This is a genomic window from Streptomyces sp. NPDC059649 (assembly GCF_042734445.1).
Classification (GTDB): domain Bacteria; phylum Actinomycetota; class Actinomycetes; order Streptomycetales; family Streptomycetaceae; genus Streptomyces.
Genome location: NZ_JBHWDV010000009.1, coordinates 66834 through 88889, shown reverse-complemented (window position 1 = coordinate 88889; position 22056 = coordinate 66834). Strand labels below are relative to the sequence as shown.

22 protein-coding genes are annotated in these 22056 nt (G+C 74.2%); 11 read left to right on the top strand and 11 right to left on the bottom strand.

Translation table 11 applies throughout. The features are described from left to right. Positions 1 to 102: 102 nt before the first annotated feature. Positions 103 to 864 carry a DeoR/GlpR family DNA-binding transcription regulator gene (locus tag ACFV1J_RS13790; protein ID WP_385857544.1) on the bottom strand — a complete coding sequence of 254 codons (762 nt, stop codon included), beginning with the start codon at positions 862 to 864 and terminating at the stop codon, positions 103 to 105. 292 nt (positions 865 to 1156) lie between these two features. Between ACFV1J_RS13790 and ACFV1J_RS13785 the strand changes: the two genes are divergently transcribed. Next, positions 1157 to 1564: an STAS domain-containing protein gene (locus ACFV1J_RS13785; RefSeq protein WP_385857543.1), complete on the top strand. Its 408-nt coding sequence runs from the start codon at positions 1157 to 1159 to the stop codon at positions 1562 to 1564. 9 nt (positions 1565 to 1573) lie between these two features. Here the strand turns inward: ACFV1J_RS13785 and ACFV1J_RS13780 are convergent, their stop codons facing one another. Beyond that, positions 1574 to 2779, bottom strand: a complete 1206-nt coding sequence (locus ACFV1J_RS13780) for an exo-alpha-sialidase (RefSeq protein ID WP_385857542.1) — start codon at positions 2777 to 2779, stop codon at positions 1574 to 1576. A gap of 291 nt (positions 2780 to 3070) precedes the next feature. Between ACFV1J_RS13780 and ACFV1J_RS13775 the strand changes: the two genes are divergently transcribed. The 3 genes from ACFV1J_RS13775 to ACFV1J_RS13765 are packed head-to-tail and all read left to right on the top strand — an operon-like array spanning position 3071 to position 7348. Next, on the top strand, positions 3071 to 4267 hold the full coding sequence (locus ACFV1J_RS13775; protein WP_385857541.1) for an NAD(P)/FAD-dependent oxidoreductase: 1197 nt from the start codon (positions 3071 to 3073) through the stop codon (positions 4265 to 4267). Between the two features lie 42 nt (positions 4268 to 4309). Further along, positions 4310 to 5746 (top strand): 2-oxoadipate dioxygenase/decarboxylase family protein, encoded by a 1437-nt coding sequence (locus ACFV1J_RS13770; protein ID WP_385857540.1) that lies wholly within the window; start codon positions 4310 to 4312, stop codon positions 5744 to 5746. A gap of 36 nt (positions 5747 to 5782) precedes the next feature. After that, positions 5783 to 7348 (top strand): aldehyde dehydrogenase family protein, encoded by a 1566-nt coding sequence (locus tag ACFV1J_RS13765; protein ID WP_385857538.1) that lies wholly within the window; start codon positions 5783 to 5785, stop codon positions 7346 to 7348. A gap of 20 nt (positions 7349 to 7368) precedes the next feature. On the opposite strand, the gene ACFV1J_RS13760 is transcribed toward ACFV1J_RS13765, so the two are convergent. Both ACFV1J_RS13760 and ACFV1J_RS13755 read right to left on the bottom strand, forming a co-directional pair. Next, positions 7369 to 8130 (bottom strand): hypothetical protein, encoded by a 762-nt coding sequence (locus ACFV1J_RS13760; protein WP_385857537.1) that lies wholly within the window; start codon positions 8128 to 8130, stop codon positions 7369 to 7371. A 2-nt stretch (positions 8131 to 8132) separates the two neighbouring features. Beyond that, positions 8133 to 8654, bottom strand: coding sequence for an RNA polymerase sigma factor (locus tag ACFV1J_RS13755; protein ID WP_385857535.1), 522 nt, complete (start codon positions 8652 to 8654; stop codon positions 8133 to 8135). 517 nt (positions 8655 to 9171) lie between these two features. Here ACFV1J_RS13755 and ACFV1J_RS13750 point away from each other — a divergent pair. Continuing rightward, positions 9172 to 9990 carry an SAM-dependent methyltransferase gene (locus ACFV1J_RS13750; protein WP_385857534.1) on the top strand — a complete coding sequence of 273 codons (819 nt, stop codon included), beginning with the start codon at positions 9172 to 9174 and terminating at the stop codon, positions 9988 to 9990. A 76-nt stretch (positions 9991 to 10066) separates the two neighbouring features. Here ACFV1J_RS13750 and ACFV1J_RS13745 read toward each other — a convergent pair whose 3' ends face one another. The 3 genes from ACFV1J_RS13745 to dhaK all read right to left on the bottom strand — a co-directional run bounded on the left by ACFV1J_RS13745 (position 10067) and on the right by dhaK (position 12226). Beyond that, entirely contained in the window at positions 10067 to 10516 is a 450-nt protein-coding gene (locus tag ACFV1J_RS13745) for a PTS-dependent dihydroxyacetone kinase phosphotransferase subunit DhaM (protein ID WP_385857533.1), read from the bottom strand. After that, positions 10513 to 11121 (bottom strand): dihydroxyacetone kinase subunit DhaL, encoded by a 609-nt coding sequence (gene dhaL / locus ACFV1J_RS13740; protein ID WP_385857532.1) that lies wholly within the window; start codon positions 11119 to 11121, stop codon positions 10513 to 10515. The genes ACFV1J_RS13745 and dhaL overlap by 4 nt, the downstream gene beginning before the upstream one ends. Positions 11122 to 11233: 112 nt before the next feature. Further along, entirely contained in the window at positions 11234 to 12226 is a 993-nt protein-coding gene (gene dhaK, locus ACFV1J_RS13735) for a dihydroxyacetone kinase subunit DhaK (RefSeq protein ID WP_385857531.1), read from the bottom strand. 290 nt (positions 12227 to 12516) lie between these two features. Between dhaK and rpmB the strand changes: the two genes are divergently transcribed. After that, positions 12517 to 12753: a 50S ribosomal protein L28 gene (rpmB, locus tag ACFV1J_RS13730; RefSeq protein ID WP_385857530.1), complete on the top strand. Its 237-nt coding sequence runs from the start codon at positions 12517 to 12519 to the stop codon at positions 12751 to 12753. After that, positions 12753 to 13058, top strand: coding sequence for a 30S ribosomal protein S14 (gene rpsN, locus ACFV1J_RS13725; protein WP_385857528.1), 306 nt, complete (start codon positions 12753 to 12755; stop codon positions 13056 to 13058). Before rpmB ends, rpsN begins: the two co-directional genes overlap by 1 nt. An 85-nt stretch (positions 13059 to 13143) precedes the next feature. Here rpsN and ACFV1J_RS13720 read toward each other — a convergent pair whose 3' ends face one another. Both ACFV1J_RS13720 and ACFV1J_RS13715 read right to left on the bottom strand, forming a co-directional pair. Further along, a complete protein-coding gene (locus ACFV1J_RS13720) occupies positions 13144 to 14304 on the bottom strand; it encodes an adenosine deaminase (protein ID WP_385857527.1) in 1161 nt (386 codons plus the stop codon). 167 nt (positions 14305 to 14471) lie between these two features. Beyond that, positions 14472 to 15218: a GntR family transcriptional regulator gene (locus ACFV1J_RS13715; RefSeq protein WP_385857526.1), complete on the bottom strand. Its 747-nt coding sequence runs from the start codon at positions 15216 to 15218 to the stop codon at positions 14472 to 14474. Positions 15219 to 15348: 130 nt separating this feature from the next. Here ACFV1J_RS13715 and ACFV1J_RS13710 point away from each other — a divergent pair, with 130 nt between their 5' ends. Further along, positions 15349 to 17313 (top strand): aconitate hydratase, encoded by a 1965-nt coding sequence (locus tag ACFV1J_RS13710; RefSeq protein ID WP_385857524.1) that lies wholly within the window; start codon positions 15349 to 15351, stop codon positions 17311 to 17313. A 9-nt stretch (positions 17314 to 17322) separates the two neighbouring features. On the opposite strand, the gene ACFV1J_RS13705 is transcribed toward ACFV1J_RS13710, so the two are convergent. After that, entirely contained in the window at positions 17323 to 17640 is a 318-nt protein-coding gene (locus ACFV1J_RS13705; RefSeq protein WP_385857523.1) for a DUF6343 family protein, read from the bottom strand. 314 nt (positions 17641 to 17954) lie between these two features. Here ACFV1J_RS13705 and ACFV1J_RS13700 point away from each other — a divergent pair, with 314 nt between their 5' ends. The 3 genes from ACFV1J_RS13700 (at position 17955) to ACFV1J_RS13690 (ending at position 21070) form a co-directional block, all read left to right on the top strand. After that, positions 17955 to 18746, top strand: coding sequence for a SigB/SigF/SigG family RNA polymerase sigma factor (locus ACFV1J_RS13700; protein ID WP_385857522.1), 792 nt, complete (start codon positions 17955 to 17957; stop codon positions 18744 to 18746). A 161-nt stretch (positions 18747 to 18907) separates the two neighbouring features. Beyond that, complete coding sequence (locus tag ACFV1J_RS13695) at positions 18908 to 19336, top strand: SRPBCC family protein (RefSeq protein WP_385857521.1); 429 nt, start codon at positions 18908 to 18910, stop codon at positions 19334 to 19336. 105 nt (positions 19337 to 19441) lie between these two features. Next, on the top strand, positions 19442 to 21070 hold the full coding sequence (locus ACFV1J_RS13690) for a phytoene desaturase family protein (protein ID WP_385857520.1): 1629 nt from the start codon (positions 19442 to 19444) through the stop codon (positions 21068 to 21070). A 79-nt stretch (positions 21071 to 21149) separates the two neighbouring features. Here ACFV1J_RS13690 and ACFV1J_RS13685 read toward each other — a convergent pair whose 3' ends face one another. Then, the gene (locus ACFV1J_RS13685) at positions 21150 to 22046 is read right to left on the bottom strand and encodes a universal stress protein (RefSeq protein ID WP_385857519.1); all 897 of its coding nucleotides are present in this window, start codon (positions 22044 to 22046) and stop codon (positions 21150 to 21152) included. Positions 22047 to 22056: the final 10 nt, after the last annotated feature.

Below are 22056 nucleotides of genomic sequence, written 5' to 3'. Positions count from 1 at the left end.
TGGGGGAACCGCCCGAGGGCCCGCGGTGCGGTGCGGCCTCGGCGGCTGCTGGTGGTGTGGTGATGTGGTGGTGCGGTGCGGACCGGTTCCGTCCGCCTTGGATCAGACCCGGAGCACCTGCGGCCCCAGGAGGGAGTAGCGGTGGGCCTCCGGCGCGGACAGCCCCGCGTCGGTGACGATCGTGTCGAAGTCGCCGACCTCGGCGAACCGGCAGAAGCTGCTGGCGCCGAATTTGCTGTGCACCCCGACCAGCACCCGCCGCCGGGAGGAGCGGACGGCCTGCTCCTTCACCTCGGCGACCGCCGGATCGGGGGTGGTCAGTCCGTGCTCCCGGGAGACGCCGTTCGCCCCGAGGAACGCCAGGTCGATCACGAACCGGGAGAGCATGTCGCGGGCCCAGGACCCCACCGTCGCCTGCGTCCCGGAGCGTACCCGGCCGCCGGCCAGCAGGACGGTGGCGGACTCCGCGGCGGAGACCAGGGACGCGGTCCGCAGCGAGGCGGTGATCACGGTCAGCGGGCGGTCGGTGGGCAGCAGCATGGCGACCAGCTCAGGGGTGTAGCCCTCGTCGACGAAGACCGTCTCCGCGGACCCGACCAGCTCCGCGGCCGCCGCCGCGATCCGACGTTTCTCGGCCACCTGCTGGGTCTCCCGCCGGGCGAGCGTGGTCTCGAAACCGGCGCTCTCGACCGGGTACGCCGCCCCGTGCGTGCGCCGGACCAGCCCGCGGCGCTCCAGCTCGCTCAGGTCGCGGCGGACGGTCTCGCGGGCCACGCCGAACTCGGACGCGGCATCGGCGACCTCGACCCGGCCGGACTGCCGGGCCAACGCGAGGATGCGGTGCTGGCGTTCCTCGGCCCTCATGGCTCACTCCTGCCCGGTGTCCGGCGGTTTCCGGTGGCTTCCGTTCGGTCACGGGCCTGCCCGTTTCGGCCCGCATCAGGTTTATAGCAACCGGGGACGACCGGATGCCTGCCCGTCATAGCAAAAAATCTGCCCGCTTTTGCCCGCTTCGGACCGCCGGTGTACGGGCCGGGCCCGCGCTCGGCTGCCCGTAGCGCGCCCCTGGGGTGCCCGTGGCCCACCGGGAGCGCCCGGCCCGTTCCGGCCGCCCGCAACGGTGGTGCCGGCGGCGGCGCCGCATAGTCTGGACGGCATGAGCTCGGAGATGCGGTCGTTGGCGGTCACCTCGATCGTGGAGGCGGAGGAGTGTGCGGTGCTGCGGGTCAGCGGGGAGCTGGACCTGCGCACCGAGCAGGCGTTCCTCGCCGAGGCCCGGTCGGTGGTCTCGGCCGGGCACCGCTTCCTGGTGCTGGACCTGACCGCCCTGCGCTTCTGCGACTCCCGGGGGCTGAGCTGTCTGCTCGCCCTGGAATGGCTGTGCCGCCGCCTGGAGGGCCGGCTGCTGCTGGCCTCCCTGGGCGTACGGATGCTCCGGCTGCTGGTCGGCACCCAGTCCCTCGGCGTCTTCTCCTGCTATCCGACGGTCGGCCATGCGCTGGCCGCCGTGCCCGACGGCGCCCGCCCGGCCTGGCCGCCCGCCGTCGAGGACCCGTCCGTGTGAAGCGGCCGTTCACCCGGGTGACGGCCCCGGACAGCGCATCCCCAGCCAGGCCCCGTTGAACCGGGCGAAGGTGATCCTCCGGTACGGGCCGGCCTCGTAGAGCAGCCCGAACGTGCCGTCCGTCAGCCGGGTCAGCGTCGAGTACGCGGCCGGCCCCGGCACCACGGTCCGGGCCACCGGCCAGCTCTCGCCGTCGTCGCACGAGCCCCGCACGGTGAGGTTCTCCCGGGCCCGGGCGCTCGCCGTGTTGCTGAACAGCAGCCAGTGCGCCCGCGGCCGGCGGGCCGGCGCCCCCGGGTCGTAGCGCAGGATCGAGGCGTTGTTCGCCGGGTCGGGCAGCTCGTCGTCGGCCGCCGGGGCGCTGTAGGTCAGCCCGCCGTCCCGTGAGTGCGCGACCAGCCGCCGGGCCGTGCTCGTGGTGCGGCTGTTGAGCAGCACCCGCCCGTCGGCCAGCTCCACGGTCTTGTTCTCGTCCATCCGGGGCCCCACCGGCGTCCCCAGCCGCCAGGTCGCCCCGTGGTCGTCGCTGTACGCGCTCGCCGCCCACATGCTGCCGTCCGCCTTGCGGAACGCGTACTGCTGCAGCAGCCGGCCGCCGGACAGTTGGTTGCCCGCGCCCGACGAGGCGAAGATGCCGCGCCAGGACGGGTCCTTGAGGGCGCGGGTGATCCGGCGGTGCCGCCAGCTGCGGCCGCCGTCGTCGGAGAAGCTGTAGTCGGTGTGCAGGATGCTGGTGCTGTCGTGCGCGTTGCCGGTGCCCGAGGAGCCGAAACCGACCCCCTTGGGCGCGTACGCGTGGAAGAGGAAGATCCGCCCGGTCGTCCGGTCCACCAGCAGGCTCGGATCCCCGGCACCCACCCCGCCGTCGTAGTCCACCACCGCCCGCGGCGCGCTCCAGGTACGCCCCTTGTCGGAGCTGCGCCGCACCATCACGTCCACGTCGCCCGGCAGATCGGCCGCGCTGGCGTTCCGCCGGTCGTACGCCGCGATCAGCGTGCCGTCCGGCAGCGTGGCCAGCGCGGGGATGCGGTACGTGTGCGCGCCCTGCCCGGACACCGCCAGATCCGTGGTCTCGAACAGCGCGCCCCGGGCGGCACCCCGGCCGGCTTCCGGGACGGGTACGGCGGCGGGCACCCCCGGCGCGGTCAGCAGGGCCGCGCCGACGCCCACGGCGAGCAGCACGGCCAGGGTGCGGGAACGGGCGGCTGCGGGCACCGGAACCTCCAGGCGGACACGACGGGGGCCGCTCCAGCGTGCGCGAGGCCGTCCGGGCGGGCGCGCTGACCGGCCCCGTCGGGGTGACCGGAGCGCGCGCCCGGGCAGCCGGCCACCTTGCGCGAGCCCGCCCCGCCCAGAACCCTGGGACCGGGAACCCGCGGTTCCGGAACCCGGAACACCGCGTCCGGCACCGCCCCATGGACGTGCGACGGCAGACCCGTCATCCTCTGCACCACCGGTGCCCGACCGGCACCGGCTCCCGCACCTCGACACGGGAAGGCGGACCGGATGGCTTCCACCCCGGCACCGGCGACGGCCGCGGCGCCCCTGCCCGAACGGGCCGACGTGGTGATCGTCGGCGGCGGGGTGATCGGCGCGAGCATCGCCTTCCACCTGGCCGAGGCGGGCGTCTCCGAGGTGCTCCTGCTGGAGCGCGACCGGCCCGCGTCGGGGTCCTCCGGCAAACCGATCGGCGGCGTCCGCGCCCAGTTCTCCGACCCGCTCAACATCCGTCTCGGACTGCGCAGTCTGGCCGCCTGGCGGGACTTCACCCGCCGGCCCGGCGCCGACATCGGCCTGACCACCGTCGGCTACCTCTTCCTCCTCGCCGACGACCGCGAACTGGCCGTCTTCACCGAGGGGGTCGAGACCCAGAACCGGCACGGTGTGCCCAGCCGCATCATCGACCCGCGCGCCGCCCAGGAACTCTGCCCCTACGTCGACCCCCGCGGCATCGTCGCCGCCGCCTTCTCACCCACCGACGGCCACGCCCTGCCGCGCGCCGCGGTGGCCGGCTATCTGCGCGCCGCCCGCCGGCTCGGCGCGACCCTGCGCACCCGCTGCCCGGTCACCGCCGTCGACACCGCGCACGGCGTGATCCGTGCCGTGCACACCCCGCACGGCACGGTCCGCACCTCCACCGTCATCGCTTGCGCGGGCCCCTGGTCCCGGGCCGTCGGCGCACTGGCCGGGGTCGCCCTCCCGGTCACCCCGCTGCGCCGGCAGATCGCCTTCACCGGCCCGCTGCACCCCGCCCCGCCCCGGATCCCCTTCACCCTCGACTTCGGCTCCACCCTCTACTTCCACGACGACGGCGCCGGCGGACTGCTCATGGGCCTCTCCGACAGCCGCCAACGGCCGGGCTTCGGGCGGGAGTTCAGCCGCGAATGGCTGGCGCCGCTGCGCACCGCCGCGGCCCGCCGGGCCCCGGACCTCGCCCGCCTCCCGGTCGTCGACGGCTGGGCCGGCCTCTACGAGATGACCCCCGACCGCAACGCGCTGATCGGCGAGGCCGCCCGTCCCGGCCGGTTCCTGTACGCCACCGGCTTCTCCGGCCACGGCTTCCTCCAGGCCCCGGCCGTCGGCGAACTCGTCCGCGACCTCTACCTGGGCCACGAGCCGTTCCTCGACATCGGCCCGCTCGCCGCGACCCGCTTCGACGACGGCGCGCGGCCCACGCCCCGCCCGGAGGCCCACATCATCTGATCCGCCCGGCACCCGTCCCGTCCCCGTCCCCCGGAGCTGCGTATGGTCCCCACCTGGCAACTGCGCGCCGCGTTCGCCCGCCGGCTGTCCGTCATGTACGGCACCGAAGTCCCCGCCTACACCACGCTGCTGGAGGTGACCGGGCAGATCAACGACGAGGTCGCGGCCCGGGACCCGGAGGCCGCCCGGCTCGGCGGCCTCGGCCGGGTCGGCGTGGAACGGCACGGCGCCGTCCGCGTGGGCACACCGGAGGAACTCCGGCAGGCCGCCCAGGTCTTCGCGGCGCTCGGCATGCACCCGGTGGGCTTCTACGACCTGCGGGACGGCGGAGAGGGCGCGGTGCCCGTCGTCTCCACCGCCTTCCGGCCGACCGCACCCGAGGAACTGGAACGCAACCCCTTCCGGGTCTTCACCTCCCTCCTGACCACCTCCGACCGCCGCTTCTTCACCCCGGACCTCGCCGCCCGGCTCGACGCCTTCCTCGCCCGCCGGCAGCTCTTCCCGCCCGAGCTCCTCACCCTGGCCGCCCGCGCCGAGGCCGAGGGCGGACTCCCCGACCCCCAGGCCGAACGTTTCCTCACCCTCGCGGCCGCCGCGTTCGCCCTCTCGCCGGAGCCGGTCGACCGCGCCTGGTACACCGAACTGGAACGGGTCTCCGCCGTCGCCGCCGACATCGGCGGGGTGCGCACCACCCACCTCAACCACCTCACCCCGCGCGTCCTCGACATCGACGCCCTCCACCGCCGCATGGGCGAACGCGGCATCACCATGATCGACCGCATCCAGGGACCCCCGCGCTGGGAGGGCCCGGACGTCCTGCTGCGCCAGACCTCCTTCCGGGCCCTGGCCGAGACCCGGACCTTCCGCGAGGCCGACGGCCGGCTCACCCGCGGCGCGCTGCGCGTCCGCTTCGGCGAGGTCGAGGCCCGCGGCATCGCCCTCACCCGCGCCGGCCGGGCCCGCTACGACCACCTCATGGCCGAGACCGACCGCAGGACGGCGCTGCGGCCGGGTGCCGACCGGCAGCGGACCGCCCGCTGCCTCTGGCTCCAGGGCTTCCCCGGCTCCGAACACCAACTGGCCGTCTCCCACCTGGCGTTCTTCACCTACCGTCCGGCGCCCGCGCGCCCCCGCGACGGCCGCCGCCCGCCCGCCGACCTGGCCGGTCTGCTCACCCACGGCTGGCTCACCGCCCACCCGATCGTCTACGAGGACTTCCTGCCGCGCTCCGCCGCCGGCATCTTCCGCTCCAACCTGACCGGCGCCGGCCACCACGACGCGGACCTGGCCGGCGCGCCCTACGACGCCGACCGGCTGGCCGGCGCGATCGGCCGCCCGGTGGTCGACCCGTACGCGCGCTACGCCGAGCAGCAGGACCGCTCCCTGCGGCAGGCCCTGTTCACCCTCCGGGCGGGCGCCGCGCTACGCGCCCTGGACCACGGGGAACTGATCGACGCGGAACCGGTCCCCGCCCCTTGAACAGCCCTTGGCCCCTTCTCACCCCAGGAGCGCGACATGTCCGCCGCCAGCGCCACCCCCGCCGGCCCCCGGCTCCCCGACACCGCCGTGCTGCGCGCCCGCGCGGCCACCGCCCTTGGCCGCTGCGGCGCCGACCTCGACGCGGTCACCGCCCGCACCGGCGAGACCCTGACCGCCCGTACCCCCCTCACCGGCGGCACCCTCGCCGACCTCGCCGCCACCACGCCGGAGCAGCTCGACGCGGCCGTCGCCGAGGCGCACCGGACGTTCCGGGAGTGGCGCACGGTGCCGGCCCCGCGGCGCGGGGCACTGGTCAAGCGGCTGGGCGCGCTGCTGACCGCCCATCAGGAGGACCTCGCCGACCTGGTCACCATCGAGGCCGGCAAGATCCGTTCCGAGGCGCTCGGCGAGGTCCAGGAGATGATCGACATCTGCGACTTCGCGGTCGGCCTGTCCCGGCAGCTCCACGGCCGCACCATCGCCGGTGAACGCCCCGGCCACCGGCTCTCCGAGAGCTGGCACCCGCTCGGCGTGGTCGGTGTGCTCTCCGCCTTCAACTTCCCCGTCGCCGTGTGGTCCTGGAACACCGCGATCGCCCTGGTCTGCGGTGACCCGGTGGTCTGGAAGCCCTCCGAGCTGACCCCGCTCACCGCGCTGGCCTGCGACGCGCTGCTCGCCCGGGCCGCCGCCGACACCGGTGCGCCGGCCGGGGTGCACCGGCTGCTGCTCGGCGCCCGGGACTGCGGGGAACAGCTGGTCGACGACCCGCGGGTGGCGCTGGTCAGCGCGACCGGGTCGGTCCGCATGGGCCGCGAGGTCGCACCCCGGGTGGCCGCCCGCTTCGGCCGCTGCCTGCTCGAACTCGGCGGCAACAACGCCGCCGTGGTCACCCCGTCGGCCGACCTGGACCTGACCGTCCGCGGGGTGGTCTTCTCCGCCGCCGGCACCGCCGGCCAGCGCTGTACGACGCTGCGCCGGCTGATCGTCCACGAGGACATCGCCGACCCCCTCCTCACCCGGATCGTCCAGGCGTACCGGCAGCTGCCGCTGGGCGACCCGTTCGATCCGGCCACCCTGGTCGGCCCGCTGATCGGCCCCGCCGCCCGCACGGCGATGTCCGAGGCGCTGGCGGCCGCGCAGCGGGCCGGCGGCAAGCTGCTGACCGGCGGCGAGCGGTGCCTGGCGGACGAGGCCCCGGACGCCGCCTATGTGCGCCCGGCGATCGTGCGGATGCCCGAGCAGACCGACATCGTGCGCACCGAGACCTTCGCACCGATCCTCTACGTCCTGACCTACCGCACCTTCGACGAGGCGCTCGCGCTGCACAACGACGTGCCGCAGGGGCTGTCCTCCAGCATCTTCACCCGTGACCAGCGCGAGGCCGAGCGCTTCCTCGCCGCCGACGGCTCCGACTGCGGGATCGCCAACGTCAACATCGGCACGTCGGGGGCGGAGATCGGCGGAGCCTTCGGCGGGGAGAAGGAGACCGGCGGCGGCCGCGAGTCCGGCTCCGACGCCTGGCGCGCCTATATGCGCCGGGCCACCAACACCGTCAACTACTCGGCGGACCTCCCGCTCGCCCAGGGCGTCAGCTTCCTGTGAGCCCGCCCGCCGGCCGCCGGCTAGGTGGTCCGGCCGAGGTCCCGGACCAGGGTGGGGGAGGGGCGCGGGACCTCCCCGAAGTCCTCGTCGTCGCTGTCCACGACGAGTTGGTTGATCACATGCTCCAGGGCGGCCGGCAGGGTCGGCGCGAGCCCGCTGTGCCACTGGACCAGGAGGTTGTGCCGGGCCGCGTCCGGGAGCAGCTGCTTCTCGTCGAACGCGGCCGCCGACGGCCGCTCCTCGTCGGGCCCGTGCGCGGCCTGCTCCCGCCAGTAGGCGGCGTCGCGGTACTCACCGTTGCGGCGGTGCGAGAGGTACAGGCAGTACGCGGCGGTCCGGCTGCCGGCGCCGGCGCCGAAGTGCCACCAGAAGTGCGCCGCGTCGGTGCGGCCCGTGATGTGCAGCAGACAGGCGAAGACCAGCGCGCCCTCGGGGTCGATGTGGTGGTCGTTGACCAGCCGCTCCAGACTGGCCGCGGCCGCCGCGGCGTTCACCACCAGCGCACACGCCAGCTGGAGTTCATGGGTGGCCTCGTCCCGGGCGCTCGGATAGCCGCTCGGCGCGGCCCGGTCCGCCCGGCCCGCCGGACCGGCCGGCCGCGTCCCGTCCGCCGCGAGCGCGCCCGCCGGAACGGGGACGCCGATCCGGCGGGGGCCGCCGGGCGGCGTGGGGCCGTCGAGACGGTACAGGCCCGCCGGACCGTCCGTCCCGGACATCGCGGCGGCGGCGCCGAGCAGCGTCTCGACGGTCTCCCGGCGGTCCGCGGAATGGGTGTGCGACATGGTCAGTTCCCCCTGGGATGTCCCTGATCGATACCGAGCGCCGCGGCGAGCTTGCGTTTGCCGCGGCTGGCGTAGGAGCGGACGGTGACTTCGTCGACGCCGAGCAGGGCGCCGATCTGCGCGTCGCTGTAGCCGATGACGTGCCGGAGCACGATCACGTCGCACTGCCGCTCCGGCAGTCTGGCGATCGCCGCGTACAGCCCCAACTGGCTTTCCAGCATGGCGAACTGCTGCTGGCACTCGCGCAGCAGGGCATGGGTGACGACGGCGAAGGCGGCAGTCTCGGTCAGAGCGGTGGGCTGCTGGTGGTCGTAGAGCCACTCCACCACCCGCTCCTTGAGGACCGACCAGGCGTACGCCTCCACCGATGCCTGCCGCAGCGCGTGCGGCCACAGTCGGCCGAGCTGCTCGTAGGCGGCCAGGGTGACCTCGCGGGCCGCGGCCTCACTGCCCGTGTGCAGATAGGCATAGGTGAGCCACTTGCGGGCATGGGTCGCGAGGAAGGCCTCGAAGGTTATCGACATCTGACGGTGGGACCGGTCCGATGTGACGGGCGGAAGCGGGCACCGGGGGAGCGCGGCTAACTCCGTCATGAGGGTGTGCGCCGGGGCGCACGCCGGCAGAAGTCGGTCCCGGTCTGCGCTCACGAGCAGTCCTCGTTCCGTTGGCCGTGCACCGCTGACCGGGTGGCGGGGCGCCGGGGACAGCGGGAGGACGGTTTGCCCTCACCCTCCAATGAACAGGAAACTGGGCCCGATTGTGGCACGAGGGGCGCAAAAATCTTCCGCTGCGTATTCATATGATTACCCGTGACGATGGCATGTGACGAATCGTGGCACCGGGATGGCGCACTGTCACTGCCCGCGCGGGTGTGCGCCCCGCATGATCCGGCCGTCACCGGGCAGAGCTCCCACAGCCCAGCGCACAACGGCCGAAAGCGCGCGCTTGGGGGCGCACGGTTCCATGACGTGCTCCCCTGGTCCGCCCCGCCAGGCGGCGCCGGGCCCGAGCGGTGTTCCGTACCTGGGGAGGCAGCGGACGATGAACGGACCCGAGCCCGTGGTGGACCTACAGCTGGACCGGGCGCACTCGTCCCGGATCTACGACTACTTCCTGGGCGGCAAGACCAACTTCCTGGCCGACCGGATGGCCGCCGGCAGCGTGCTCGCGGTGTTCCCCGCCGCGCTCGTCGCGGCCCGCATCAACCGCGAGTTCATGCACCGCGCCACCCGCTTCCTCGCCGAGTCCGGCCTGCGCCAGTTCCTCGACATCGGCACCGGCATCCCCACCCCGCCCAACCTGCACGACATCGCCCAGGGCATCGCCCCCGACGCCCGGGTCGTCTACACCGACAACGACCCGATCGTCCTCGCGCACGCCGCCGCCCTGCTGCTCAGCACCCCCGAGGGCCGCACCGCCTACGTCCAGGCCGACGTCACCGACCCCGGGGGCGTCCTCGGCGCACCGCAACTCCTCGACACCCTCGACCTGTCCCGGCCGGTCGCCCTCAGCCTCAACGCCCTGATGCACTTCGTCCCCGACGACGGCTCGGACCGCGCCCACACCATCGTCGACACCCTCAAATCGGCGCTCCCCAGCGGCTCCACGCTCGCCATGAGCCACGCCACCGCCGACTTCGCCCCCGAGGCGATGCGGAAGATCCTCAAGATCTACGGCGACGCCGGCACCCGCCTCCAGTTCCGCACCCGCCCCGAGTTCCTCCGCTTCTTCGACGGCTGGGAACTGCTGGACCCGGGCGTCACCCTCTCCCACCAGTGGCGACCGGACGACCCCGCCGACGCCACCCACGTCACCGACGCCGAGGCCGCCTGCTACGCCGCCATCGCCCGCAAGCCCTGACGACGGACCCGGAGACCGGGCCGGAGGCACCGCGATCCCACGGGCCCGTCCGTATCCCACGGGCCCGTCCGTCCGCTCATTCCTTCCGGTACCCGTACGCCTCGCCGGCCGCCGCCGCGACCGCGTCCAGATCCGCCCCCGCCGAGGCGGTCACCACCGCGGCCACCGCACCCTCCACGAAAGGGGCGTCCACCAGCCGTGCGCCCGCGGGGAGTTCGTCCCCCTCGGCGATCAGCGCCTTGACGGTCAGCACCGCGCTGCCCAGATCGACCAGCAGCGCCACCCCCGCACCCCGGTCCACCCGCCGGGCCGCCTCGGTGATCAGCTCCGCGCTGGTGCCCAGACCGCCGTCCGGAGTGCCGCCCGCGGCCGCCACCGGCGCCTTGGCGCCGCCGCCGGCCAGCCCGACGGCCAGCGCGGCCACGGACTCGGCGACCGGCCCGCTGTGCGACACCAGCACCACCCCGACCAGCGCCTCCCCGCCGCCGGCCGGGCCCCCGCCGGTCACTTCGCCACCGCGGCTCACTTCGCCACCTCGGCGAGTGCCGCGAACAGCAGCGCCGAGGACGTCGCCCCCGGGTCCTGATGCCCGATGCTGCGCGCGCCCAGATAGCTCGCCCGGCCCTTCTTGGCCAGCATCGGCACCGTCGACCGCGCGCCCTCCTCGGCCGCCTCGGCCGCCGCCTCGAAGGACGTGGCCAGCCCCTCCACACCGGGCACCAGCGCGTCCAGCATCGTCTTGTCACCCGGCGCCGACCCGCCGAGCTGCCCCACCGCGTCCACCCCGGCGCGCAGCCCGGCCCGCAGCTCCTCCGCGGAGACCTCGGCGGCGTCCCCCAGCGTCTTCCCGGTACGCCGCAGCAGCGTGCCGTACAGCGGTCCGGACGCCCCGCCCACGCTGGAGATCAGCTGCCGCCCGGCCGCGGTCAGCACCGCCCCGGGCGTCGCCGGCGGCTCCGCCTCCACCAGCTTCACCACCGCCGCGAAACCGCGCTGCATGTTCGTGCCGTGGTCGGCATCGCCGATGGCCGAGTCCAGCTCGGTGAGCCGCTCCGCCTCCCGGTCGATGGCGGCGGCCGCCGTCGTCATCCAGCACACGAAGAACGCGGCATCCAGGGCCGTTCCGGACACGGACCACTCTCCTCAGATCGGGTTGCCCTCGGTTCACCTGCGGCAACGGGTACCCAGCTACATACACGAGCACCAGGACGGGTAAACGAACCGGCGCCGCCGGGGGTGTCCGCTACCGGCCCCACCGGAGCGCGGCCGTCTCCACCGGCGCGTCCCACAGCCGCAGCAGCTCCCCGTCCACCTGGCACAGCGTCACCGAAGCGCCCGCCATGTCCAGCGACGTCACATAGTTGCCGACGAGCGTACGGGCCACCGCCACCTTCCGCTCGTCGAGCACCCGGCGCACCTCCGCGGCGAACCCGTACAGCTCCAGCAGCGGTGTCGCGCCCATGCCGTTGACCAGGACCAGCACCGGCAGCCGCGGTTGGAGATCCTCCAGGACCGCGTCCAACGCGACGTCCGCGATCTCCCGCGAGGTCATCATCGGCCGGCGCTCCCGCCCCGGCTCGCCGTGGATCCCCACCCCCAACTCCAGCTCCCCGGCGGGCAGTTCGAACGTCGGGCTGCCCTTGGCCGGCGTGGTGCAGGCGGCGAGCGCCACCCCGAAGCTGCGCGAGGATCCGACGACCTGCCGGGCCACCGCCTCCACCCGCTCCAGCGGCATGCCCTCCTCGGCCGCCGCTCCGGCGATCTTCTCCACGAACAGCGTCGCGCCCGTGCCGCGCCGGCCCGCCGTGAACGTCGAGTCCGTCACCGCCACGTCGTCGTCCACCAGCACGCTGGCGACCTGGATCCCCTCGTCCTCCGCCAGCTCCGCCGCCATCTGGAAGTTGAGCACGTCCCCCGTGTAGTTCTTCACCACGAACAGCACCCCGCGCCCGCTGTCCACCGCGGCCGCCGCCCGCACCATCTGGTCCGGCACGGGCGAGGTGAACACCTCTCCGGGGCACGCCGCGTCCAGCATCCCGGGCCCGACGAAACCCGCGTGCAGCGGCTCGTGCCCGCTGCCGCCGCCCGACAGCAGCGCCACCTTCTCCGCCACCGGCGCGTCCCGCCGCACCACCACCCGGTTCTCGGCGTCCACCACCAGCTCCGGATGCGCGGCGGCCATCCCCCGCAGCGCATCCGCGACGACGGTCTCCGGCACGTTGATCAGCATCTTCACGGGTACCTCCTGGTGGGCGGGCGGTCCGGCGGTTCAAGTATCGGCCGCGGGCGGCGCCGACGGCAGCGGCGCGCCCCGGTGTCGCGGCCCCGTTACGGCCTACCCCTCGCGGCGCGGCACACGCGCCGCCGGCCCTCCGCGCGAGTGAGCGGCCGGGAGGTGGGGTGCTGGCACGGGGCATGGAAGCCATGGACAGCATTTGGAAATGGTTTCCATTACGGTTAACGTGGTCGGTGAGATCAGGGCCGGGGCCGCGATCGAGGCTCAGGCCGACGAGAGGGAGTCCGTACATGTCCGCCCACTGCCAACTGACCGGCGCCAAACCGGGCTTCGGCAAGACCGTTTCCCATTCGCACCGCCGGACGTCCCGCCGGTTCGACCCGAACATCCAGCGCAAGCGCTACTGGCTCGCGAGCGAGGGTCGGTACGTCCGGCTCACGCTCAGCGCCAAGGGGATCAAGACGGTCGACGCCCTCGGGGTCGAGGCCGCGGTGGCGCGCATCCGCGCGCGAGGGGGGAAGGTCTGATGGCCAAGCGGAGCAAGATCGCCAAGAACGAGCGGCGCAAGGTGATCGTCGAGCGGTATGCGACCCGGCGCGCGGAGCTGAAGGAGATCATCCGGCGGCCCTCGTCGACCGAGGGCGAACGCGCGGCCGCGCAGGCGGAGTTGCGCCGGCAGCCGCGCGATGCGAGTGCGACGCGGGTGCGGAACCGGGACAGTGTGGACGGGCGGCCGCGCGGGCACCTGCGGAAGTTCGGCCTGTCCCGGGTGCGGGTGCGGCAGCAGGCGCACGCCGGGTTCCTCCCCGGCGTCACCAAGTCGTCCTGGTAGCTGGTGCGGACGGGCGGGCCGGCGGACGGGCCAACGGGCCCGGGCTCACGTCGCCCGGCCGCCGGCCCGTCGTGGTGGCCAGCTGTCAGACAAGGCTGCCCGCGCCGGCCGGGACGCGGCCGAGTTCCTCGGCGCGCAGTCGGGCGTAGCCGGGGAGGACGACCTCGTTGAGCAGCGCGGTGCGCTCGTCGAAGGGGAGGAAGGCGGCCTTGACCGCGTTGACCGTGAACTCCTCCAGCTCGGCCGCGCCGTAGCCGAAGGTGGTGGCCAGGTGCTGGAACTCCTGCGTCATCGTCGTGCCGCTGACCAGGCGGTTGTCGGTGTTGAGGCACACCCGGAAGCCGAGCCGGCGGAGCAGGTCGATCGGGTGCTCGGGGTAGCTCGTGGCGGCGCCCGTCTGGAGGTTGGAGGTGGGGCACACCTCCAGGGCGATCCGCATGTCGCGGACGTACGAGGCGAGCCGGCCCAGCGTGACCCGGCCGTCGGGACCGGTCGAGAGGTCGTCGGTGATGCGTACGCCGTGGCCGATGCGGTGGGCGCCGCAGCGCAGCACCGCCTCGTGGATGGAGTCCATGCCGACGGCCTCCCCGGCGTGGATGGTCACCTGGGCGCCCTGGGCGCGGAGGTAGTCGAACGCCTCGGCGTGCTTGCTCGCCGGGTTGCCGATCTCGCCGCCGGCGATGTCGAACCCGGCCACCCCGCGGTCACGGTGCGCGACCGCGAGCCGGGCGATTTCCCGGGAGCGGTCCGCGTGCCGCATGGCGCAGAGCAAGGTGCCGACCCGGATGCGGTGGCCGGCGGCCGCGGCCCGGCGCTCGCCCTCCCGGAACCCTGCGTTGACCGCGTCCACGACCTCGTCCAGGGTCAGCCCGCCGGCCAGGTGCTGCTCGGGGGCGTAGCGCACCTCGGCGTAGACCACGCCGTCGGCCGCGAGGTCCTCGGCGCACTCGGCGGCGATCCGGAAGAGCGCCTCCGGGGTCTGCATGACCGCGCAGGTGTGCGCGAACGTCTCCAGGTAGCGCTCCAGCGAACCGGAATCGGCGGCGTCGCGGAACCAGCGGCCCAGCTCGGCGGGGTCGGTGCTGGGCAGATTCCGGTACCCGGTGTGCGCGGCCAGCTCGATGACCGTGGCGGGGCGCAGACCGCCGTCGAGATGGTCGTGCAGCAGCACCTTGGGGGCGCGCCGGATCTGCTGCTCGTCGAGGACATGGGGAGCCGCCAGCGGCAGCTTGTCAGACAAGGTCATGGGGCGGGAGTATGACACGACTTCCCGGGGACGGCGAAAGCGTGCCGGCGCACGTGGGCCGGGGAGGCACGCCGGCCGGCGGCGCTGCGGGGCGTCCCGGCGTGGCCGGCCTGCCGCCCGTCGGCCCACCGGCCACCCCTCGGCCCACCGGCCGCCCCCCCGGCCGGCTACCGGGCCTGCCAGACCGGCAGGGCGGGCGCGCCCGGCGGCAGCATGTGCTTGGCCGCCAGCAGCGGCGTACGGTCCAGCCGGACGACCTGGGTGACCAGCACCGCGGGGGTGTCGGCCGGCCGGCCCAGCTGCGCCCCGCGCTGCCGGCCGAGCGTGGTGGCCACGACCGTGCTGCCGCCGGTCAGCGGCAGCCCGCGCCCGGCCGCGAGCAGCAGCCGGAGCATCGACGACGAGCCCGCCGCCGGCCCGTCGAACGCCTCCACCGCCGCCGGCAGCAGCTCCGCCAGCAGCTCGTCCCGCGCCGCCCACTCCTGCGTCAGGCACGAGGGTAGACCGGCCACCTCGACGAGGCTCTCCCAGAAGCGCACCCGGCAGGTGCCCGGCAACAGCAGATGCTGGGTGGAGAAGTCGGTCGGCTCCTCGTACGTACGGGCCAGGGCGGTGGTGGCGACCTGGCGGCCCTCGCCCAGCAGCTCCTCGACCGGCTTGAGGTACTCGAAACCGCGCGGTGGCAGATGGTGGCTGACCGTGCGGCCGACCCCGCGCCGTACGTTGATCACGCCGTCCTCCTGGAGCAGGATCAGCGCCTCCCGCAGCGCCGGGCGGCTCACGCCCAGCTCGGCGGCGAGCCGGGGCTCGGTCGGGAGGGTGGAGCCCGGTGGGTACGTGCCGTCCCGGACCGCCTCGACCATGCGCTCGTAGAGCGCGACGACCGGTCGCCGCTGCGGTTGCCTGCCGGCCATGTCGTTCTCCCTCTCCCGCTGCGGCCCGTCCTGTCCGACAAGTCTGCCCCAGATGCGGAGGATCATGGACCGGTGTCCCGCCGGCCGCGGAGCACGGCGGGGCGCGTCAGAGGAGGGCTAACATGAACAAATGGGGCGTTCGCATGGGGCCGTGACGCAGCGATTGATCGGCGACCACCTGGTGTCCGGCCGTATGGAGCCGGGCGAGGAGATCGCCCTCCGGGTGGACCAGACGCTCACTCAGGACGCCACCGGAACGCTGGTGATGCAGGAGCTGGAGGCGCTGGCGCTGGACCGGGTGCGGACCGAGGTCAGCGTGCAGTACGTCGACCACAACATCCTGCAGGCCGACGAGCGCAATGCGGAGGACCACCTCTTCCTGCGCTCGGCCGCCCGCCGTTTCGGACTGTGGTTCTCCAAACCCGGGAACGGCGTCTCCCATCCGACGCATATGCAGCACTTCGGAATTCCCGGGAAAACCCTGGCCGGTTCGGATTCCCACACCTGCGCCGGCGGATCCCTGGGAATGCTGGCGATCGGAACCGGCGGGCTGGAAGTGGCGCTCGCCATGGCCGGACGGCCGCTGCACCTCACCATGCCGGAGATCTGGGGAATCCGGCTGACCGGCGAACTCCCGCCGTGGGTGAGCGCCAAGGACGTCATCCTGGAAATGCTGCGCCGCCACGGCGTCCAGGGCGGCGTGCACCGCATCCTCGAATACCACGGACCCGGACTGGCCTCCCTCACCGCCATGGACCGGCACGTCATCGCCAATATGGGCGCGGAACTCGGCGCCACCACCACCGTTTTCCCCGCCGACGCCGCCGTACGGGCATTCCTCGAAGCGGTCGGACGCGGCGCCGACTTCACCGAAATCGTCGCGGAACCGGATGTCGCGTATGACCTGGCGGAGGAGATCGACCTGGCATCGCTGGAACCCCTGATCGCCCGGCCGACCTCGCCGGGAAATGTCGTCGGCGTACGGGAGGTCGCCGGGGAACCGGTCGGACAGGTCGTCATCGGATCCTCCGCGAACCCCGGATTCCGCGACTTCGCGGTGCCCGCCGCCATGGTGAAGGGGCGGCAGACCGCCCCCGGAGTGAGCTTCGACATCAATCCCACCTCCCGGGAGATCCTCCAGGACCTGACCCGGTGCGGGGCCACCTTCGAACTGATCGCGGCCGGTGCCAGAATTCACCAGTCGGGCTGTCTCGGCTGCATCGGCATGGGGGAGGCACCGGCCGCGGGCCGCAATTCGCTGCGTACCTTCCCGCGGAACTTCCCCGGCCGTTCCGGCACCCACGACGACGCGGTCTGGCTGTGCTCGCCGGAAACCGCCACCGCCTCCGCGCTGACCGGCGCCATCACCGATCCCCGCGCCTGGGCCGCCCGCTTCGCCATGGACCCGCCGGCACCGGACGCCCCGGATCCGGTATCCGTCAACGACGCCATGCTGGAGCCGCCGTTGCCACCGGACGAGGCGCGGCGGGTGGAGCTGGAACGCGGCCCCAACATCTCCGCACTGCCCGAACTCGACCCGCTGCCGGACGAGTTGGAACTCCCCGTTCTCCTCAAGGCAGGTGACGACGTCTCGACCGACGAGATCTCCCCGGCGGGCGCCCGGGCCCTGCCCTACCGGTCCAACATCCCGGAACTCGCGGAATTCACCCTGACCCGGCTCGACCCGGAATATCCCCGGCGCGCGACAGCGGCCCAGGAAGGCGGCGGTCATGTCATCGTCGCCGGGGAGAATTACGGGCAGGGCTCCTCACGGGAACACGCCGCCATCACTCCGCGCTATCTCGGCCTACGCGCCGTCATCGCCAAGTCCTACGCCCGTATCCACTGGCAGAACCTCGCCAACTTCGGCGTTCTGGCGCTGGAATTCGACGATCCGGACGACTACCGGCGCATCGAGCCCGGGGACCGGCTGCGGCTCACCGGCCTGCACGAGGCGCTCGCCGCGCCCGGCCCGCCGGCCCTGCGCGTCCGCAACACCACCCGCGACGAGGAGTATCCGGTCCATCACCGGCTCTCGCCCGGCCGGCGCGAGGCGGTCCTGGCGGGCGGCATCATCCCGGCCCTGGCTCGCTGAGTCCGGGGCTCAGCCACCGCCCGGCCCGGTGGACGGGCGCCGCTCGCGGCGGATGCGGCGCAGCAGGACGACGAGGTCCAGCGCGGCGACGAGCACCAGCACCGCGCAGACCACGGCCAGGACCAGCAGCACGGTCGGGCCGGGGGAGTCCTGCGGGCCGGAGGCGGCCGACCACACCGCGAAGCGAGCCGTTCCCGCGCCGAAGACCACCACCGCGGCGGCCGACAGGACCAGCCGGAGCCGCAGCGGGCTGCGGGCCGTGACCGGCTCGCTGCCGCTGCGTCGTCGGTCCTCGGGCCCGGTCTCGTCCGGACGCTCCTCGGGCACGGTCGTGTCCCCCTTCGGATCGGACGACCCCGTGCCGGGGAATCCCCGGCACGGGGGCCGCTGAGCCGAGCCGTTCGTCACCGGGGGGCACCGCGCCGGTTCCCTCACCCACCGCCTGCGGACCCGAGGCGTGGCTCGTCCTCCCTTCCATTCTCCCACCGTGGGCCCCGGCCCGGGCGGCGCGGCGGGCCGGGCCCCCGGTCGTCTCGCGCGCATCCGCCCCTGGCCGCACAGTGGAAACGATGAGCTCGACGAGCAGCGGGCGGACCGCCCGCGGGCAGGGAGACATGGCTGATCGGGAGGCGTGAGCTGCGATGACCAGCGGTGCCGGTTCCGGCCGGTACGCGCACCTGGACCCGGACACCGGCCCGGCCTTCGAGGAACTGGCCACGCTGGCCGACGGTGACCGCAAGGAGAGGCTGCGCGAGGAGATCCTGCGGGCCTGGCTGCCGATGGCCCACCGGCTGGCCCGCCGCTACACCGGCCGCGGGGAGAGCGACGAGGACCTGCGGCAGGTGGCCGCGCTCGGACTGCTCAAGGCGATCGACGCGTTCGACCCGGGGGCGGACACCCCGTTCGGCGCGTTCGCGGTGCCCACCATCGTCGGGGAGCTCAAGCGGCACTTCCGCGACGCGATGTGGGCGGTGCACGTCCCACGCAGCGTCAAGGACCTGCGGACCAAGGTCTTCCGCGCCCGCGAGGAGCTGTCCGCCCGCGCCGGTCAGCAGGAGGTCACCGTACGCGACCTGGCCGCCCACACCGGCCTCACCCAGGACGAGGTCCTGCTCGGCCTCGACGCCGAGAACACCTTCACCATCCTGTCCCTGGAACGTCCCCTGGGCGGCGACGGCTCCGACACGCTCGGCGAACTCGTCGGCCAGGAGGACCCCGCACTGGCCCTGGTCGACGACCGCGCGGCGGCCACCGCGGGCCTGCGCATGCTCCCGGAGCGTGAACGCCGCATCCTCTACCTGCGCTACTTCATGGGCCTGACGCAGAAGGAGATAGGCGACCGGGTCGGCCTCTCCCAGATGCACATCTCCCGCCTCCTGCGCCGTTCCTGCGACTTCGTCCGCGAACAGACCTTCGCGGCGCCGCGGACCTAGCGCCGGTCCGCCGGGCCATGGCCGGGTCCGCGCCCCGACCGCCGGACCGGCCCCGGGAAAACACGGCGCCCGGCGCCCTCCCGGCCGGGTCGCCGCCGGGCTGGGGGCGGGGCACCCTGGAAGCGTAATCGCGTGCCATGAGCCGAGCTGTGAGGTGCCTGATGAGCACTCTCGAAGAACACATAGACATCAGCGTTCCGCTCGATACGGCATGGGAATGCCTGCATCGTGCGGAGTCCTATCCGCAGTTCCTGGACGGTGTGCGGGCGGCCCGGTCGGAGGGCGAGCGGACCCGGCTGGACGTCGAGGCGGGCGGCCGCACCCGGGAGTTCGAGGTCACCATCACCGACCGGGGCGGGGAGAACGTGATGACGTGGCGGACCACGAGCGGGCCCACCCTGGGCGGCGCCTTCTCGCTGCTGCCCCTCGACGACGCGCACACCCGCCTGCAGGCCCGCTTCGAGTACGAGCCGGGCACCATCACCGAGACCTTCGGCGGGCCCAAGGGCTTCGCCCAGGCCGCCGCCATCGAGCGGGGTCTGCGCAGCGATCTGCAGCAGTTCAAGGAGCTGGTGGAGCAGGCCGGGTGAGCCGCGCCGGTTCCTCCTGACGCGGCGGGGGTGCCGCGCCGGTTCTTCCTGATGCGGCGGGGTGCCGGGCCGACGCGGAGGGCGGTTTCCTGACGGGAGACGGCGATGCCGGACGCAGTGGTGATCGGGGCCGGGCCCAACGGGCTGGTCGCGGCCAACCTGCTGGCCGACGCCGGCTGGACGGTGGAGGTGCTGGAGGAGCAGGAGGAGCCGGGCGGAGCGGTCCGCAGCGACCGTGGCGTGCACGCCGATTACGTCAGTGACCTGTGCAGCTCCTTCTACCCGCTGGCCGCCGCCTCGCCGGTCCTCGCCCGCCTGGACCTGTACGAGCAGGGGCTGGTGTGGAGCCATGCGCCCCGGGTGCTGGCCCATCCGCTCACGGACGGCCGCTGCGCGGTGCTGGACCGCTCCCCCGGGGACACCGCGGCCGCACTGGAGACCTTCGGTGCCGGCGACGGGGTCGCCTGGCAGGGGCTGTGCGGCATCTGGGACCGGATCGGCCCGGACCTGCTCCGGGCCCTGTTCACCCCGTTCCCCCCGGTGCGCGCGACGGCCCGGCTGGCCGCCCGGCTCCGCGCGGCGGGCGGGCTGCGACTGGCCCGGCAGCTGCTGCTGCCCGTACGGCGCCTGGGCGACGAGGAGTTCCACGGGGAGGCCGGGCGGCTGCTGCTGGCGGGCAACGCGCTGCACGCCGACCTCGCCCCGGAAGCGGCGGGCAGCGGCGGCTTCGGCTGGCTGATGTCGATGCTGGCGCAGGCCTACGGCTTCCCGGTGCCGGCCGGCGGCGCGCAGGAGTTGACCACGGCGCTGGTCCGGCGGCTGCAACGGCACGGCGGGGTGCTGCGCTGCGGGGAGCGGGTGGTCGGGATCGTGGTACGTACCGGGCGTGCGGTGGCGGTGCGCACCGCGATCGGCGAGACCGTGCCGGCGCGCCGGGCGGTGCTGGCCGATGTGTCCGTCCCGGCGCTGTACGGCCGGCTGCTCGACCCCCGTGAGCTGCCCGGCCGTCTGCTGGCGGATCTGCGGCGCTTCCAGTGGGACTTCGCCACGTTCAAGGTGGACTGGGCGCTGGGCGGCCCGGTGCCGTGGGCGGCCGAGGCCGCGGCCACCGCCGGCACCGTGCACCTCGCCGACGGGATGGACGAACTGACCCGGTTCGCCGCCCAGATCGCGATGGGGCAGGTGCCGGACCGGCCGTTCGCGCTGTTCGGGCAGATGACCACCGCGGACCCCACCCGCTCACCGCCCGGCACCGAGTCGGCCTGGGCCTACACCCACGTACCGCACCGGGTCCGCGGGGACGCGGCGGAGGAGGGCGGGATCACCGGCGCCTGGGACCGCGGGGAGCAGGAGGCGATGGCGGACCGGGTGGAGGCACAGGTCGAGCGGTTCGCCCCCGGCTTCCGGGGGCGGATCAAGGCCCGGCGGATCCTCGCCCCGCCCACCCTGGAGGCACTGGACGCCAATCTGCACGGCGGCGCGATCAACGGCGGCACCACCGCCGTCCACCAGCAGCTGTTCTTCCGGCCGCTGCCGGGCCTGGGACGTCCGGAAACCCCCGTCGAGGGGCTCTTCCTGGCCTCGGCCGGCGCGCATCCGGGCGGCGGGGTGCACGGCGCACCGGGGGCCAACGCGGCCCGGGCCGCCCTGCACCGCTCGCCGGGCAGCCTGCTCCACCGCACCCAGCGCGCCCTGGGCCGCGGCGCCCCGCTCCGGGCGGGCACCTGGCCCTGACACCTGGCCCTGACACCTGGTCCCGACCCGCCTGCCGGCGCCCCGTGATGGCGCGTGGGCCCTGGACGGACCTGCTCGTCTAGGACGCCCGGTGGTCGCCGTCCCGCCCCGGCACGACCAGGACCGGCGCGGCCGCCCGGTGCAGCACCTCACCGCTCACCGATCCGAGCATCAGCCGGCGCAGCCCCCGGCGGCCGTGGGTGCCGACGACCAGCAGGGCGGCGCCGCGGGACGCCTCGGTCAGCATCGCCGCCGGGCGGATGCGTTCCACACGGGCGTGCACGGTGACGTCGGGGAAGCGGTCGAGTCGCTTGGCCGCCTCGGTACGGAGGATCTCCAGCGCGGCCGCGTCGAGCGCCTCGTAGTCGGGCGCGACCAGACTGGGGCCGGTCGGCACCTCGCCGGGATGAAAGGTGGCGTGCAGCAGCTCCAGGCCCGCCCCGCGCGCCGCCGCCTCCTCGTACGCCGCGTCCAGGGCCTGCGCCGAGAGGTCGCCGAGGGCCACCCCGACCACCACCCGGTTGTCCGGCTCCGCGGAGGTCTCCCCGGGCCGTACGACGATGACCGGGCAGTCGGCGTGGGTGGCCACCTGCTGGCTGACCGACCCCAGCGGCAGCCGGGGGAAACCGCCGCTGCCGCGGTGGCCGAGGACGAGGAAGGAGGCCGTCGCGGCGCGCTCCAGCAGGACCGGCGCGGGCCGGCCGGGCACCGTCTCCGTGGTCACCGTGATGCCGGGGAACTCCCGGCGGGCGAGCTCCGCGAGCCGTTCGGTGACCGCGGCGGCCGGGGCCGGCGGGCCGTGCCCGGCCTCGTCCGCCGCGGTGCCGGCGGTGTCCGGATGGCCGGTGACATGGAGCAGATGCAGCGGGGTGTGGTGCAGTCCGGCCTGCCGCGCGGCGTGCCGCACCACCGTCCGTTGGTCGCTTCCTTCGTCAACACCCGCCAGGACCGGGCGGATCGGTGAGGCACCGGACATCGGATCACTC

Coding starts and splice junctions, on each gene's coding strand:
- rpsN (WP_385857528.1), top strand. CDS start 12,753: ATGGCCAAGCGGAGCAAGATCGCCAAGAACGAGCGGCGCAAGGTGATC.
- ACFV1J_RS13755 (WP_385857535.1), bottom strand. CDS start 8,654: ATGTCGATAACCTTCGAGGCCTTCCTCGCGACCCATGCCCGCAAGTGG.
- ACFV1J_RS13790 (WP_385857544.1), bottom strand. CDS start 864: ATGAGGGCCGAGGAACGCCAGCACCGCATCCTCGCGTTGGCCCGGCAG.
- ACFV1J_RS13765 (WP_385857538.1), top strand. CDS start 5,783: ATGTCCGCCGCCAGCGCCACCCCCGCCGGCCCCCGGCTCCCCGACACC.
- ACFV1J_RS13715 (WP_385857526.1), bottom strand. CDS start 15,218: ATGGCCGGCAGGCAACCGCAGCGGCGACCGGTCGTCGCGCTCTACGAG.
- ACFV1J_RS13700 (WP_385857522.1), top strand. CDS start 17,955: ATGACCAGCGGTGCCGGTTCCGGCCGGTACGCGCACCTGGACCCGGAC.
- ACFV1J_RS13710 (WP_385857524.1), top strand. CDS start 15,349: ATGGGGCGTTCGCATGGGGCCGTGACGCAGCGATTGATCGGCGACCAC.
- ACFV1J_RS13775 (WP_385857541.1), top strand. CDS start 3,071: ATGGCTTCCACCCCGGCACCGGCGACGGCCGCGGCGCCCCTGCCCGAA.
- ACFV1J_RS13760 (WP_385857537.1), bottom strand. CDS start 8,130: ATGTCGCACACCCATTCCGCGGACCGCCGGGAGACCGTCGAGACGCTG.
- ACFV1J_RS13770 (WP_385857540.1), top strand. CDS start 4,310: ATGGTCCCCACCTGGCAACTGCGCGCCGCGTTCGCCCGCCGGCTGTCC.
- rpmB (WP_385857530.1), top strand. CDS start 12,517: ATGTCCGCCCACTGCCAACTGACCGGCGCCAAACCGGGCTTCGGCAAG.
- ACFV1J_RS13720 (WP_385857527.1), bottom strand. CDS start 14,304: ATGACCTTGTCTGACAAGCTGCCGCTGGCGGCTCCCCATGTCCTCGAC.
- ACFV1J_RS13695 (WP_385857521.1), top strand. CDS start 18,908: ATGAGCACTCTCGAAGAACACATAGACATCAGCGTTCCGCTCGATACG.
- ACFV1J_RS13685 (WP_385857519.1), bottom strand. CDS start 22,046: ATGTCCGGTGCCTCACCGATCCGCCCGGTCCTGGCGGGTGTTGACGAA.
- ACFV1J_RS13785 (WP_385857543.1), top strand. CDS start 1,157: ATGAGCTCGGAGATGCGGTCGTTGGCGGTCACCTCGATCGTGGAGGCG.
- ACFV1J_RS13750 (WP_385857534.1), top strand. CDS start 9,172: ATGAACGGACCCGAGCCCGTGGTGGACCTACAGCTGGACCGGGCGCAC.
- ACFV1J_RS13690 (WP_385857520.1), top strand. CDS start 19,442: ATGCCGGACGCAGTGGTGATCGGGGCCGGGCCCAACGGGCTGGTCGCG.